14 protein-coding genes are annotated in these 14,061 nt (G+C 65.8%); 6 read left to right on the top strand and 8 right to left on the bottom strand.

The genetic code is table 11. From position 1 onward, the window contains the following. Positions 1-69 precede the first annotated feature (69 nt). Positions 70-456, top strand: a complete 387-nt coding sequence (locus AC1RT8_RS18625) for a nuclear transport factor 2 family protein (protein WP_493077325.1) — start codon at positions 70-72, stop codon at positions 454-456. Positions 457-1,001: 545 nt separating this feature from the next. Next, positions 1,002-2,000, top strand: a complete 999-nt coding sequence (locus AC1RT8_RS18620) for a lipocalin-like domain-containing protein (protein WP_493077324.1) — start codon at positions 1,002-1,004, stop codon at positions 1,998-2,000. 170 nt (positions 2,001-2,170) lie between these two features. On the opposite strand, the gene AC1RT8_RS18615 is transcribed toward AC1RT8_RS18620, so the two are convergent. Together AC1RT8_RS18615 and AC1RT8_RS18610 are read right to left on the bottom strand one after the other, a co-directional pair. Beyond that, positions 2,171-2,542, bottom strand: coding sequence for a VanZ family protein (locus tag AC1RT8_RS18615; RefSeq protein ID WP_493077322.1), 372 nt, complete (start codon positions 2,540-2,542; stop codon positions 2,171-2,173). Further along, positions 2,539-3,213 (bottom strand): HAD-IA family hydrolase, encoded by a 675-nt coding sequence (locus AC1RT8_RS18610; RefSeq protein ID WP_493077321.1) that lies wholly within the window; start codon positions 3,211-3,213, stop codon positions 2,539-2,541. Before AC1RT8_RS18610 ends, AC1RT8_RS18615 begins: the two co-directional genes overlap by 4 nt. 118 nt (positions 3,214-3,331) lie before the next feature. Between AC1RT8_RS18610 and glmU the strand changes: the two genes are divergently transcribed. Further along, on the top strand, positions 3,332-4,693 hold the full coding sequence (gene glmU, locus AC1RT8_RS18605) for a bifunctional UDP-N-acetylglucosamine diphosphorylase/glucosamine-1-phosphate N-acetyltransferase GlmU (protein ID WP_493077319.1): 1,362 nt from the start codon (positions 3,332-3,334) through the stop codon (positions 4,691-4,693). 157 nt (positions 4,694-4,850) lie between these two features. Beyond that, a complete protein-coding gene (glmS, locus tag AC1RT8_RS18600; RefSeq protein WP_493077318.1) occupies positions 4,851-6,674 on the top strand; it encodes a glutamine--fructose-6-phosphate transaminase (isomerizing) in 1,824 nt (607 codons plus the stop codon). 7 nt (positions 6,675-6,681) lie between these two features. On the opposite strand, the gene AC1RT8_RS18595 is transcribed toward glmS, so the two are convergent. From AC1RT8_RS18595 to AC1RT8_RS18585, 3 genes are read right to left on the bottom strand one after another with little or no spacing between them, the layout of a single operon-like run. Next, positions 6,682-7,566, bottom strand: coding sequence for a PhzF family phenazine biosynthesis protein (locus tag AC1RT8_RS18595; RefSeq protein ID WP_493077317.1), 885 nt, complete (start codon positions 7,564-7,566; stop codon positions 6,682-6,684). A gap of 35 nt (positions 7,567-7,601) precedes the next feature. Further along, on the bottom strand, positions 7,602-8,903 hold the full coding sequence (locus AC1RT8_RS18590; RefSeq protein ID WP_493077316.1) for a L,D-transpeptidase scaffold domain-containing protein: 1,302 nt from the start codon (positions 8,901-8,903) through the stop codon (positions 7,602-7,604). A 17-nt stretch (positions 8,904-8,920) separates the two neighbouring features. Beyond that, complete coding sequence (locus AC1RT8_RS18585) at positions 8,921-9,166, bottom strand: hypothetical protein (RefSeq protein ID WP_493077315.1); 246 nt, start codon at positions 9,164-9,166, stop codon at positions 8,921-8,923. Positions 9,167-9,403: 237 nt separating this feature from the next. On the opposite strand from AC1RT8_RS18585, the gene AC1RT8_RS18580 reads away from it, so the two are divergent. Then, complete coding sequence (locus AC1RT8_RS18580) at positions 9,404-10,390, top strand: alpha/beta fold hydrolase (protein WP_493077314.1); 987 nt, start codon at positions 9,404-9,406, stop codon at positions 10,388-10,390. Further along, a complete protein-coding gene (locus AC1RT8_RS18575; protein ID WP_493077313.1) occupies positions 10,387-11,976 on the top strand; it encodes an FAD-binding oxidoreductase in 1,590 nt (529 codons plus the stop codon). Before AC1RT8_RS18580 ends, AC1RT8_RS18575 begins: the two co-directional genes overlap by 4 nt. On the opposite strand, the gene AC1RT8_RS18570 is transcribed toward AC1RT8_RS18575, so the two are convergent. The 3 genes from AC1RT8_RS18570 to AC1RT8_RS18560 form a co-directional block, all read right to left on the bottom strand. After that, positions 11,951-12,262 carry a hypothetical protein gene (locus AC1RT8_RS18570; RefSeq protein WP_493077312.1) on the bottom strand — a complete coding sequence of 104 codons (312 nt, stop codon included), beginning with the start codon at positions 12,260-12,262 and terminating at the stop codon, positions 11,951-11,953. The two genes, AC1RT8_RS18575 and AC1RT8_RS18570, sit on opposite strands and share 26 nt — an antisense overlap. 62 nt (positions 12,263-12,324) lie before the next feature. Next, positions 12,325-13,401: a hypothetical protein gene (locus AC1RT8_RS18565; RefSeq protein WP_493077311.1), complete on the bottom strand. Its 1,077-nt coding sequence runs from the start codon at positions 13,399-13,401 to the stop codon at positions 12,325-12,327. Next, entirely contained in the window at positions 13,398-13,814 is a 417-nt protein-coding gene (locus tag AC1RT8_RS18560; RefSeq protein WP_493077310.1) for a DUF4383 domain-containing protein, read from the bottom strand. The genes AC1RT8_RS18565 and AC1RT8_RS18560 overlap by 4 nt, the downstream gene beginning before the upstream one ends. Positions 13,815-14,061: the final 247 nt, after the last annotated feature.

Below are 14,061 nucleotides of genomic sequence, written 5' to 3'. Positions count from 1 at the left end.
GAATGACTTGAGTATGCGGCGCTGTATCGTCCAATGTTATGTTCGCGGGCACGTGATGGGCGGCCTGGCATGTTAACGCAGGAGGAAATTTTGTCGGAAGCGCCAGAGGTCGAACTGTTGCACGCGAGCATCCAGCGCGTCTGGAACGAGCGCGACGACACCGCCCGGCTCGCTGCAATCGACGAGATCTATCACACAGATGCAACAATCTTCGAGCCGGCACGTGCCGTCAGCGGGCATCAAGCCATCTCGGAGGTCGTGGCGGGCGTCCTTGCCGACATGCCGCCCGGGTTCCGCTTCGAAATCGATGGGCCGGGCCTGGGCCATCACGGCGTCGCTACGGCGCGGTGGAAAGGGGGCCCGCCTGGTGAAATCACCGTGACCGGCGTCGATGTTGCCCGCGAGAAAGACGGGAAACTGATCGAACACTATTTCTTCTTCAATCCTGCGGAGTGAGAGATCGCAGAAGGACCGCTATCTGAAGGATACTGCCGACAGCCGCCTATCTGCAAACCACCCAAATTCCCTGGATCGCCGACAGCGGGCGAGCACCGCGCGCCCTGTTCCTGGCGATTAACAGGGCGGAACAGGGTGAGGATTTTTTCTCTCCCTGTTATTTCCAACTTTGTTGGAGATTTCTTGCTTGTATCTCAACATATTACTGCCCTTTCTCCCTGTTCCTGAATAACAGGGAGAAATCCGGACGGAACAGGGAGGGTTCGTGCCGTTAACAGGGCGGTTTTCTCAGTGACAGGGACGGATGAGGCGAGGAGGCCGCGACCGTCATGGGAAAGAGCGGGCCGGCGTTTCGTCGCACCCCGGCCACTCTCCATAGTGCACCGATCCGGAACGACGTTGAATCGATCGGCGACGATTTTTTTGAGAGCGGTGCGATCTGACGAGCGCGCGGCAACTGGCACCGGATCGGTTGCGAGACTCCGCGCCCGCTCGACCGGTCATGCTAGCTTCCGGCAAATCGATCCGAACAGAGGATGCACCCCATGGTCGTCACCAACGCAATCGAGCTTCCCCGCGACCAGTATCTCCATCCCACCGCGCCCAATGAATGGTGGTGGCATATCGGCACGCTGAGCGCCGGCGACCGGGTCTTCGGGTTCGAGATCAACGCGGCGACGCGCGTGATCGGCGAGACCGTCTCGTTCAGCCAGATCATGCTGACGGACGTGCAGGGCCAGAAACACTATCAGAAAACCACCCTGGTCCCGTTCGATCCAGCCTGGGCCGAATCCGATCAATCCAAGCCGTGGTATTGCCGGCTAGACGCCGCGGACGGCGACGGCTCGATCTCCATGACCGCGCTGGCGAGCAATATCGAGACAATGACGGTCTCGGCCAGCTTCGTCGACGTCGCCAGCGGGGATATGGTGTCGTTCGACCTGAACATGCGCCAGGAAGGTCAGCCCTTGCTCGTCTGGGGCGACGGGGTCAGCCCCGAGCCGGTCGGCAGCGGCACCGATCCGCTGCAGGTCTATAATTACTATTATTCCTTCACCAACCTGCAGGCCTCGGGGACGATCACGGTCGGATCCGAGACCTGGCAGGTGAAGGGTGTGACGTGGATGGACCATGAATATGGCGCCTTCGCCGCGGCCCAGGCCTGGGTGCTGCAGGACGCCCAGCTCGACAATGGCGTTCACCTGTCGAGCTTCTTCGCCTCGACTCCGCCGGTCGAGGGGCAGCAGACGCCGTCCTTCGTCACCATCCTGACGCCCGACGGCAACTCGACCTTCTTCAAGAGCCTGACGACGCCGCTCGGGCCGCTGTGGAAGAGCCCGGAAGGGGTGACCTATTGCCTGACCTATCAGGTCGATATCGAAGATGTCGGGGCGTGCCTGACCTTTGTCAGCTCGATGCCCGACCAGGAATTCGCGAGCCAATATGCGCCGGTCTATGAAGGGGTGGCGACCGTGACCGGTCACTATGCCGGCGATGCCGTGAGCGGTACGGGCTGGATCGAGCAGGCGCTGGGGCCGCTATAGGGCGAGGGCTGATTGGTTGTCTGGCATCGGGGCGGCGTTCGATGCCTCGTTGTGCTCCCGCGAAGGCGGGAGCCCAGACTGGGTCCCCGCCTTCGCGGGGACACAATAGGCCTAGATGAGCCGCCGCCCATACGAACGGGTCCGATCAAATGTTGAGCGCTCAGCGTGCCCTATAGCCGCAGGACGCGACGCGCTGCGTTGATGCGCCGGAACTGGCCGGCGATGAGCAGGACGATGACGATCATCGCGGTGTCGGCCACCCAGTCCATGATGTCGCAGTCGCGGTGGATCCAGGGGATCGACTGAACCACCTCGATCATCGCGCCGAGGAAGGACAGGCGCTCGCCGATCCGCGACAGCGGCGTATCGGGAAAACCGGCCGCGGCGAAGGCAGCGAGCGTGCCAAAGGCGAGCATATGCCCGGCCTTGTCGCCGAACTGGTCGATCGGGGTGTGCGGCGGGTGGGGCAGGACCGCCATCACCACGGCGAAGATCAGGGAACCCCAGAAGGCGAGCCTTGCCGCCAGCGTGCGACCCGTCAAACAGCGATCCTTTCGAGCGTCGGAATCAGCTCCGCATAGCTGTCGATCACGGCATCCGCACCCAATTCCTCCACCGGACCCAGCAGGAAACCGAAGCTGACCGCGATGCCCGGCACTTCGGCATTCTTCGCTGCCTGGATATCATAGACCGTGTCGCCGACGAACGCGGCGCGTCCGCCACCCAGCCGCCGGATCATCTCGTCGATCGGGGCGCGGTGCGGCTTGGCGAAGCCTTTGCCCATGGTGTCGCCGCCGATCAGCGTATCGAACCGGTCGCGCAGGCCGAGCTCGACGAGCAGCTTTTCGGCCAAGCCTTCGAACTTGTTGGTGACGATGGCGGTCTTCACCCCCATCGCCCGCAGCGCCTCGATCGCTTCGACCGCGCCGGGGAAGGGGCGGCTCTCCACCGAGATATGCGCTTCGTAATAGCCGAGCAGCAGCTTGTAGAGCCGGCGGAACTCCTCCTCGCTGCATCCGCCCGTCGCCGCCAGGGTCCGCTCGAGCATGATCTTCGCGCCGGCGCCGATCATCGGCTTGATCTGCTCGACCGTCAGCGCCGCCCGCCCGGCCTCGCCGAGGGTGAAGTTCACCGCGGCGCGCAGATCGCCGATCGTGTCCAGGAAGGTTCCGTCCAGGTCGAAACCGACGATATCGAATGAAAACTTCGTCATGGCGTGCGCGACTGCCAGCCGCGCTATGGAATTGGCAAGACAATCATGGCAGGGCCGCGGTTACAGGGCTCTTTTTTCCCGTTCGCCCTCGGCTCGAACGGAGTAGGTTTCAGGCATCGTGACCAACCGACCCATCGCCGCCATCATCCTTGCCGCCGGCAAGGGCACGCGCATGAAATCCGACCTGCACAAGGTGCTCCACCCGGTCGCGGGGCGGCCAATGCTGCTGCACCTGATCGACAGCGTGTCAGCGCTGAAGCCCGAGCGCACCGTGGTGGTGACGGGTGCGGGGCGCGAGCAGGTCGAGGCGGTGGTCTCGCCGCTCGGGGTGATGACGGTGGTGCAGGGCGAACAGCTCGGCACCGGCCATGCCGTGCATCAGGCCGAAGAAGCGATGGGCGGTCTCGCGGGCGATATCCTGATCCTGTACGGCGACGTGCCGCTCGTCACTACCGCGACCATGGCGCGGATGCTCGATCGGCTGCACGGCACCGACCAGCCGGCGACGGTGGTGCTCGGTTTCCGCCCGGCCGATCCGGGCGCCTATGGCCGGGTGATTGCCGATGGCGACGGCCGCATCGCGAAGATGGTCGAATATAAGGACGCGACGCCCGAGGAGCGCGCCGAGACCTTGTGCAATTCGGGCCTGATGGCAGTGCGTGGTGAGGATCTGTTCGCGCTCCTCGCCCTGGTCGGCAACGACAATGCCGCGGGCGAATTCTATTTGCCCGATATCGTGATGCTTGCAGGCAAGGACGGCCGGTCCTCCGCGGTAATCGAGACCGACGCGACCGAAGTGGCAGGGGTCAACAGTCGCGGCGAGCTGGCCGCGGTCGAAGCGAGCTGGCAGCACAGCCGCCGCGCGCGGGCCATGGCCGAGGGGGCGACGCTGATCGCACCCGAGACGGTGTGGTTCGCCTATGACACGCAGATCGGTCGCGACGTGGTGATCGAGCCCAATGTGTTTTTCGGCCCCGGCACCAGCATCGCCGACGGCGCGACGATCCACGGTTTCAGTCATCTCGAGGGCGCGACCATCGGGCCCAAGGCCGAGGTCGGTCCGTTCGCCCGCCTGCGTCCCGGCGCAGTGATGGGCGAGAAGTCGAAGGTCGGCAATTTCGTCGAGATGAAGAAGGCCGTGCTCGGCCCCGGTGCAAAGGCCAATCACCTGACCTATCTGGGCGATGCGGAGATCGGCGCCGGCGCGAACATCGGTGCCGGCACGATCACCTGCAATTACGACGGCTATTTCAAATACAAGACCGTCATCGGCGAGGGTGCATTCATCGGATCGAACAGCGCCCTGGTCGCGCCAGTCACGATCGGTGCCGGCGCGATCGTCGGTGCGGGATCGGTGATCACCGCCGATGTCGAGGCCGATGCGCTCGCGATCGCCCGGGGCAAGCAGGAGACACGGCCCGGCCGCGCCAAGCGCTTCCGTGACGTGATGGCGGCGAAGAAGGCGGCGGCCAAGAAATGACTTTCTCCCCTCCCTTTCAGGGAGGGGTCGGGGGTGGGTAGCGAGCGTAGCGAGCCTTCCACCCTCACCGTAAAAGCGACGTCGGAGGCATCGAGCCTCCGTCGCCGCTGACCCACCCCCAGCCCCTCCCTTAAAGGGAGGGGGGAGATTTTGAGTTATGTGCGGCATCGTTGGAATTCTTGGCAAGGGCCCCGTCGCGGACCGGCTGCTCGACGGCCTGAAGCGCCTCGAATATCGCGGCTATGACTCAGCCGGCATCTGCACCGTGCATGACGGCGCGTTCGACCGCCGCCGCGCGCCGGGCAAGCTGCTCAACCTCGCCGCCGAGCTGGCCAAGGATCCGCTCCCCGGGGATAGCGGCATCGCGCATACCCGCTGGGCGACGCACGGCGCGCCGACGGTCGACAATGCCCATCCGCACATCGTCGGCGACGTGGTGCTGGTCCACAACGGCATCATCGAGAATTTCAAGCCGCTCCGCGACGAGCTGATCGCCGAGGGCCGCGAATTCCAGAGCCAGACCGATACCGAAGTCGTCGCGCATCTGATCGACCGCGAGTTGAGCCGAGGCTTCGCCCCGCGCGAGGCAGTGGCGAACGTGCTGCCGCGTCTCCACGGCGCCTTTGCGCTCGGCGTGATGTTCAAGTCCGAGCCCGACCTGCTGATCGGCGCCCGCCTCGGCGCACCGCTGACCGTGGGGTATGGCGAAGGCGAGAATTATCTCGGCTCCGACGCGCTCGCGCTGGCACCGATGACTCAGCGCATCGCCTATCTCGACGAAGGCGACTGGGCGGTCATCAAGCGCGACGGCGTGCAGGTCTATGACCGCGACAATAATCCGGTCACACGGCCGATCGTCAACTCGGGTGCCTCGGGCCAGTTGATGGACAAGGGCAACCACCGCCACTTCATGCTCAAGGAGATCTACGAGCAGCCGGTGGTCGTGGCGCAGACGCTGCGTTCCTATCTCCGCCCGCTCGAGGAGATGGTCGCGCTGCCCGACATGGAGTTCGACCTGGGCTCGGTCGAGCGCGTCGCGATCGTCGCCTGCGGCACCGCCTCCTATGTCGGCATGATCGGCAAATACTGGATCGAGCAGTTCGCCCGCCTGCCGGTCGAGGTCGATGTCGCGTCGGAGTTCCGGTATCGCGATCCGGTCCTGACGCCGAACATGCTCGGCATCGTCATCTCGCAGTCGGGCGAGACGGCCGATACGCTGGCCGCGCTCCGTCACATGAAGGCGGCGGGCCTGACGACGGCGGGCATCATCAACGTCCCGACCAGCTCGATGGCGCGCGAGGTCGACCTCCTGCTGCCGACTCATGCCGGGCCGGAGATCGGCGTCGCCTCGACCAAGGCCTTTACCTGCCAGCTCGCGGTGATGGCGGCGCTGGCGATCAACCTCGCCCGGGCGAAGGGCAAGCTGACCCATGAGGCGGAGCGCGAGATCGTCACGCATCTGCGCGCCGTGCCCGAGGCGATGAGCCATGCGCTGTCGCATGACGAGGAGATCGCGGCGATGGCGCCGAAGATCGCGGTGGCGCGCGACGTGCTCTATCTCGGCCGCGGTCCGGATTATCCGATGGCGCTCGAGGGCGCGCTGAAGCTCAAGGAAATCAGCTACATCCACGCGGAAGGCTATGCGTCGGGCGAGATGAAGCACGGGCCGATCGCGCTGATCGACGATCAGGTGCCGCTAATCGTCATCGCGCCCTCAGGCCCGTTGTTCGACAAGACCGTGAGCAACATGCAGGAAGCTCAGGCGCGCGGCGCGCAGGTCGTGCTGATCTCCGACGCGGACGGTATCGCCCAGGCCGGCGAGAACACCATCGCGACGATCGAGATGCCCAAGGTCCACCCGCTGATCGCGCCGCTCGTCTATGCCGTGCCGGTGCAGTTGCTGGCGTACCATGTGGCGGTGGCCAAGGGCACGGATGTCGACCAGCCGCGTAACCTGGCGAAGTCGGTGACGGTCGAATAAGCGACGGTTACAACGACACCGTGCCGCGAAACATGCTGACGCAGCGCCCGCCGACGCTGGCGCGAATGCCATCGTCAGCGCGCCATGCGCGCAGCGCGAGCCGGCTTTCGCGGCCCATCTCGACTCCCTGTACGGCCTCATAGGCAAGCGTCTCCTCACTGGAGAGCGATAGCCTTAGCGCGGCCAGCGTGGCGTTGGCGCTGCCCGTGGCGGCATCCTCCCATGTGCCCGCCAGGGGCGCGAACATCCGGGCCCGAGCGCCTGATCCCGCCAGCGCGTAGAGGAAAATGGACAGGCGGCCCTCAAGCTCGGGCCGCGCATCGGCCAGGTGCCGATAGGCGGTGATGTCGGGCACGGCCTGGGCCAGCGCATCCGGTTCGACCGCGACGATCACGAAATCGACGCCGACGGTCGCGCGTAGTGGCGGGTGCTCCGCCCGCACGATCGCTTCCGTCGGCAAGGACAGGCAGGCCGCGATCTCCGCCGCCGGTAATTCTCCCTTGAGGCTTAGTGGCTGCGGCGCATCGATCTCCGCTCCGACCACCGCCCCCGCTTCTTCGGTCAGGCGAACCTCGACCAGTCCGGCAATCTCCTCGAAGCGCAATATCGGCCCCGTCGCCAGCCCAAGCTGTGCCAGCGCATAGGCCGTCCCGACATTGGGGTGCCCGGCAAAGGGCATTTCAGCCGTCCGATTGAAAATCCGGACCTGGGCGGTGTTGGCCGGATCGGCGGGCGGCAGGACGAACGACGTCTCGCTATAGTTCATCTCGGCAGCGAGCGCTTGCATGGTCGCGGTATCCAGTCCGGCCGCTGCGGGAAACACCGCCAGCGGATTGCCGCCGAAACGCCGGTCCGTGAACACGTCCACGGTGCAATAGTCGTACTCCGCCATGGGTATCCCCGTTCGTCGCTGCCGGTGAATCGCCGCTAGCCGGATTTCCCGACCTTGTCGCGGCCGTACACATCCCGGCGGAAGGCGATACCGGCCTCGGTCGGCAGGGCGGTGATATAGGTCAGATAGACCGGCACCTGCACCGGCAGCGGGACTGCCTGCTCAGGGGCTTTGGTCGTGCCGATAGGCTTCTGCAGCAGCCAGCGGCCAAGCTCGGCGGCGTTCTCCAGCCGGATGCAGCCGTTGCTGAAATGCCGGTCGCTCTTCTCCAGCAGCGCCCGAACCGGTGTGTCGTGCAGGTAGATGCCCTCGTCATTGGGGAAGAGGAATTTCACACGGCCCATCGAATTGTCCGCCCCCGGCAATTCGCGCAGCCGCAGCACCCGCTTGCCGGAGGCGACGGCGGTCCAGTTGATCCCGGCCGGGTCGAGCTTGCGTGCCGAGGCACTCCAGTCGGACAGCGCCTCCATGCGCATCGAGGCGAGGGTGCGGCCGGCGAGAATCTTCGGTGCGACGCTCTTCTGCGCGAGATAGTCGGGCACGTTCCAATAGGGATTCAGGATCGCCCATTGCAGCGTGCCGACCAGCATCGGCGTCTGGGTATCCTCGGCGCCCACCACGACGCGCATCGTGCCGACCTGTTTGCCCGTCTCATAATACCAGAGCTGACCCGATGAGGCGTCGACCACGATATGCCTGGTCCAGGCGCTGGGCAGCAATCGCGCCCGGTCGAGGTTGAGGCGCAGACGTTTCATCGCCGCTTCCGACGCACCGGTCTTCTCGGCGCGCGCCATCAAGCCGCGCAGGCGCGTATAGTGCGGGCTCATCCAGCCCATTCCGTCCAGATAGTCGCTAAAGGATTTCTGGAAGGAGGCAGCGCGCAGCACCGTTTCAGCCGGCAGCCTTTTCGGCTTAAGCTTCCTGTCGGCGTAGATCATCCTGACCCGCGCGCGACGCTGGTCCTGCACATAGCGGACAAAGGCGGCGGAGAGCTTGAGTTCCGCGCGGGCGACGGCTTTCGGATCGCCGCTGCGCGCCGCGGCGATTGCCTCACGCAGATCGCCGGTCCTGTACGGTTTCAGCCCGTCGAATCGGGCGGAATCGAGATCGTCGAGCAGCGCACCGGCCTGCCGCCCGATCTTCCCATTCGATACCCAGAGCGGGCGAAAGCCTCGATCGGCATAGAAGCGCCTGAACGCGCCGCCTGCTTCTTCCCGGATGGCGAGGGAGAGGGAATTGCTCGTCTGCGCCGTTGCAGCGGGAGCGCCGCCGATCGACACCGCGGCGATCGCGCCGGCGAAAGGAGCGAGGCAACGGGGAATGCGGCGGCGCCGCATTCCCCGGAACGAAGCGATCAGCCTCGTTCCCCCCGACGGGTGGGTGGGGGCGGCGGTGGCGGGAGGGCGGGGGCATTGGGATGATAGATGCCATCCGACGAATAATAGCCGTCGATGATCCCGTCGCCGTCGCGATCGGCCGCGACACTACCCGGGACGGCGCCCGGCGGTGGGGGAGGCGGCGGTGCGGGGGGCTCGTTCCGGGCGCAGCCGGCGAGCGCCAGGGCGCCCAGGCCTGCCAGCATGATGGGGTGGAAACGCATATAACTCATCCCTTTAAGCGCATGCGGAAAAACGCCCGCATGCAACACGCCCACCCCGGCCTGCGAGAGAAAACCCGGCCCGGCCGTTCCGGTCATCCGCTCAGCGACGGGGCGTGCGCCGGGCGCGGTGACCGGCGGATCCGGGCGATTGGAGCGGCAAAACCTAAGGCTGCTTAACCCCGATCCTGCTGCGAAGCGCGTTGCGGTCGCCTCCCGAACCGCTATCGTCCCGTTCTGATGACCGGGGGGATCAGTATCGGCGGCGCCTGGCGCTTCTTCTGGCGGCTCGCGCTCGGGTTGATCGTGCTGATCGTCGTCCTGCTGCTCCTGTTCCGCATCGCCGCCGTTTTTCGCGAACGAAGCGATGGCGTGCCGGCCAGTTCCACCCTCGTCGCGACGCCGCTGGGCCGCGTCGCGGTGGCGCTGTCGGGGCCGGCGGGCGGCACGCCAGTGATGCTCATCCCGGGCACTGCGGGGTGGAGCGGCTTCTGGCGCGACGTGTCGAGCCATCTCGCCGGCCGCGGCTACCGCGTGATCGCGGTCGATCTTCCGCCCTTCGGCTATTCCGATCGGGATCCGGAGCTGCGTTATGACCGGGCCGCGCAGGCCCAGCGCCTTGCCGCTGTCCTGAAGACGCTGGTTGCCGATCGCCCCGCGATCGTCGTCGCCCATAGCTTCGGTGCAGGCGCGGCGACCGAACTGGCGTTGCGTGCGCCGGGACAAATAGGACGGCTGGTGCTGGTCGATGCGGCGCTGGGTGCCCTCGATCCGCCGGGCGCTCCCGCCTCAGGCGGCCTGATCCATCAGCCGATCGTCATGCAACCCGCCATCGCCGTCTCGCTCACCAATCCCTGGGCGCTGCCGGCGCTGATGCGATCGCTGCTCGCGCGCAAGGATGCGGCGGATCCCTGGATCGAGACGATCCGTCAGCCGATGCGCCGCACCGGCTCGACCGCTGCCTATGCCGCGTGGGCGCCGGCCTTGTTCTCGACCAATGACGGCGGCTGGAGCTGGCGGCGCGACCGACTCGCGGCGATGAAGCCGCCGGTGGCGATCATCTGGGGCGAGGCCGATACCGTCACCCCGATCGCCCAGGGCGAGCGGCTCGCCAGGATCCTGCATGCGCCGCTCCAGCGCCTGCCCGGTATCGGCCATATCCCGCATATCGAGGATCCGGCGCATTTCCTGCCCGCGCTGGACCGCGCCATCGAGGAACGACCATGAAACGCAAGAAGCTGCTGATCACTGTCTCGGTGATCGCGCTCATCGCCGCGAGCGCGACGATCTACGCGCTGCCGCTTGCCGCCGATCCGGTCGGCGCCAAGGATTGCGGCGACATCCTGCCGCCGCTGCCAGCGCTGAAGGGCCATGCTGCGAGCGTCCCCGAACCGCATTGGGCGCAGCGCGGCGGTACCGTCAACGACGCGAGCTGCCTTAGCCGCACGCCGGTCGCGGGCGTTGTCGCGGTGCGCAGCGAGCAGGATGTCGCCGGCGCGATCGCCTATGCCCGCGCGCACGGCCTCACCATCTCGCCCGCCGGCATGAAGCACAGCATGGGCGGCCACGCCTTCCGCAAGGGCGGGGTCGTGCTCGACATGAAGGGCCTCAGCGCCATCGTGCTCGACGCTGGGAAGCAGACGGTCACCGTTGGGTCGGGCGCGACCTGGCACGATATCCAGAAGGCGATCCATCCGCGCTTCGCGGTCAAGGCGATGCAGTCGACCGATATCTTCACCGTCGGCGGCTCGATCTCGGTCAATGCGCATGGCATGGATCACCGCGCCGGTGCGGTGATGCGCTCGATCCGCAGCCTGCGCGTGATGCTGGCCGACGGGCGCATCGTCACGGCGTCGCGTACCGAGAACCCCGATCTCTTCAATCATATCGTCGGTGGTTACGGCCTGTTCGGCGTGCTGCTCTCGGCCGAGCTCGATGTCGTGCCGAACGACGTCTATCGCTCCGAACGCGCGATGATCGACTATCGCGATTTCCCGAAGACCTTCGTCGCGCTCGAGGCCAACCCCGCGGTCGGTCTGACCTATACGCATCTCTCCACCGCGCCCGGTTCGCTGCTGCGTGAGGCGCTGGTCTACAGCTACCGCAAGGTGCCCGAAGATCAGGGCCTGACGCGCGCGCCGCTGACCGAAGTCAGCTCGACCAAGCTGCGGCGCCTCACCGTCAACCTCGCCAAGCGCAACGACTTCTTCGCGTCGGCCAAATGGTGGTCGGAAAAGCATATCGAGCACCGGCTCGAAACCTGCACCATCACCCGCGCCCAGGCGATGAAGGACGGGGAGGCGTGTCTCGTCTCGCGCAACGATCCGATGCACGACAGCGTCGCCTATCTGCGCAACGCCTTGCCGGCCGAGACCGACATCCTCCACGAATATTTCATCCCGCGGGACCGGATCGTGCCGTTCATCGACGCGATGCGCACGCTGTTCCAGCAGCAGCATGCGAACCTGGTCAACGCGTCGATCCGCGCGGTCGATACCGAGAGCAACGCGCTCAGCTATGCGCCCGCACCCGCCTTCTCGGTCGTGCTCTATCTCAACCAGAAGACCGATGCCGAAGGCACGAAGGCGATGGCCAAGCTGACCAGCGACCTGATCGACCTGACCGTCAAGGAAGGCGGTCGCTTCTTCCTGCCCTATCAGCTCCATTACACGCCGGAGCAGCTCGAGCGCTCCTATCCGCAGATCGGTGCTTTCTTCGCGGAGAAACGGCGCTGGGACCCGGACGGGCTGTTCAGCAACAGCTGGTATGCCCGCTATGCCCCGGCGTTCAGCGCGCCTTTGCCGAAGAGCTGAAACAGCCCGCGCCGATCCGCCCTTCGATCACCAGCCGGGCGCCGTTGCGGTAGAGCGCGGCGACGAAGCCGGGCGTGTCGGATCGGGCGAGGGTCGCCCCGTCGCGCACTTCGACCACGGTTCCGCCCGCCGCCGCGATGGCGCGGAGCGCCCGCGCCCGGTCGCCGACCACGGCCACCTGCCGCGCCGGCCCGACAAAGGGCATGGCGAGCATGATCGCCGTCCAGCCACCCAGCACCAGCGCCACGCGTGCGGCGATGCGGAGCAGATTTTTGGGCACGGTCACAACCACATCGTCATGCCGGAACAAGTCCGGGGTGACGGAAGTTCGGTTGGTCGAGGTCGGCCCTAATAATCATAGATATGCTCGACTGTCCCGCCGCGCGCCTTCACCGCACGCAGCAACGCGAGCAGCTTCGGCACCTTGGTCGAGATACCATAGCGCCTCCAGCCGGGCCGGTCGGCCAGCGATTGGGAGATCAGCACCGTTCCGTCTTCGGGCTTCGGCGCGGCGGAGGCCGGGGCGAGGGCGGTGACGAAGATATCGTCATTCCCGGAAATCTCGACGACCTCGACTTGCGAGACAGCCAGCTTGCCCAGCAGATCGGTGAACTGCGCATAACGCGGGGCCTCGACCACCGTCAGGGCGCCCGCCGTGCGGATCGGCTTCAGCCGCGGGTCGATCGTCTGGATTGCCGCCGGTGAGCCCTTCGCAACGAACCACAGCTTCGGTGCCGCGGGGTCCATCGTCGCGCCCGCGGCCGACCCGATCAGCTTCGCATAGCCCGCCTTCACCCCATATTCGGCGCTCAGCGCAAACCGCCGCTCGACATGCCGCAACCGGTTCTTGCTGTCTGCCGTCCGCCATTCCCCGCTGAACGCCTTGCCGAACGGGAACATGTACCAGGGCGTCTCATGCATGAACTGGCCATATTCGCGCTGCACGGCGGCGGCGTAGCGGTCGTCGGCGCTCTGCCAGCCGCCCGTCCATTCGAAGAACCGCCCGATTAGCCGTTCATAAGCCGCCTTGACCAGCATCTCGACCGAATAGCTGATGCCGATCGTGTAGATCATCATCTTGGCATCGCCCGCATCGCCGCCCGCCGTCGCGCGGTTGAGCGCGCAATAGCTCGACCAGAAACCGCCGATATCGCCGCCAAAGGCATAGCCGCTCGGCCGCTGCCCGGCGGTCAAATGCCGGCCATAGCTCTCCGCCGAATAGACGATGTGCCATTCGGGATAGGTCAGGAAGGTCCGCGCCTCGGGCCGGCGCTCGGCGGGCTGAAGGATCGGCTTGTAGGGCGCCCCCGGATCGAACCCGGCGATCGGCGAGCGGCAGCCCATCTCGATATAGGCCGTCGGGATCAGGATCGTCGCGGCCAGCAGGCAGCCGGCCCCGATCGCGATCTTCCAGCGCCGTTTCATGAAGTCGCGGCTGGCTGTCGCGCGAGGACATAGCCCGTGTAGATCGCGAAGCCGCCGATCAGGAGGTGCGGCAAATTGGCGAAGAACCGGATCGTCAGCGACAGGTCGAGCGGCCCGTAGAGGAAGATGCCCCCGTCGAGATAGCCGCTGCCGGTGATCAGCCCGAGCACCCCGTCGAGGAAATAGAGCGGCCCGAACAGCCGGAAATAGCCGCGCGACGCCCGGTAGGAGAGCCAGGCGGCAACGCCCGCCCAAATGCCGGAAGCAAGGTGCAGGCTGTCGTCATAGAGATCGAGCTTGAACAGCCCGAACAAATTGCCGTCCGCATCATGGAAGCCGGGCACATAACCGACCGCGACCACCGCGATGAAGCCGGCGAAATAGCCCCAGCCAATCTTGCGCACTCGATCCATCGCGTCCTCCCCGGTTGAACCGAAGGCATCCTGCCGCGAACTCCTTACCAAAGCGACAGTGAAATCCGCGACTTGAGAAAGTGCGGCGCGATCCGGCGCCCGTTTCTCGAGATCAGGGCCGATCGAGACTCCGGGAATCATCATTCCTCTCCCAAAGGGAGAGGATACGGAGACTTGAGAGCGCAGCGATCTAGTCGGAGTTGGTGAGCGACTGTCTTGGCAGTCAAGCGCTGGCCCATGGTTTTTG

The sequence above is a fragment of the Sphingomonas sp. GW821-FHT10F11 genome, from assembly GCF_058809095.1.
Note: the sequence above shows the minus strand (reverse complement) of the source record. Positions and strands in the feature narration are given on the sequence as shown.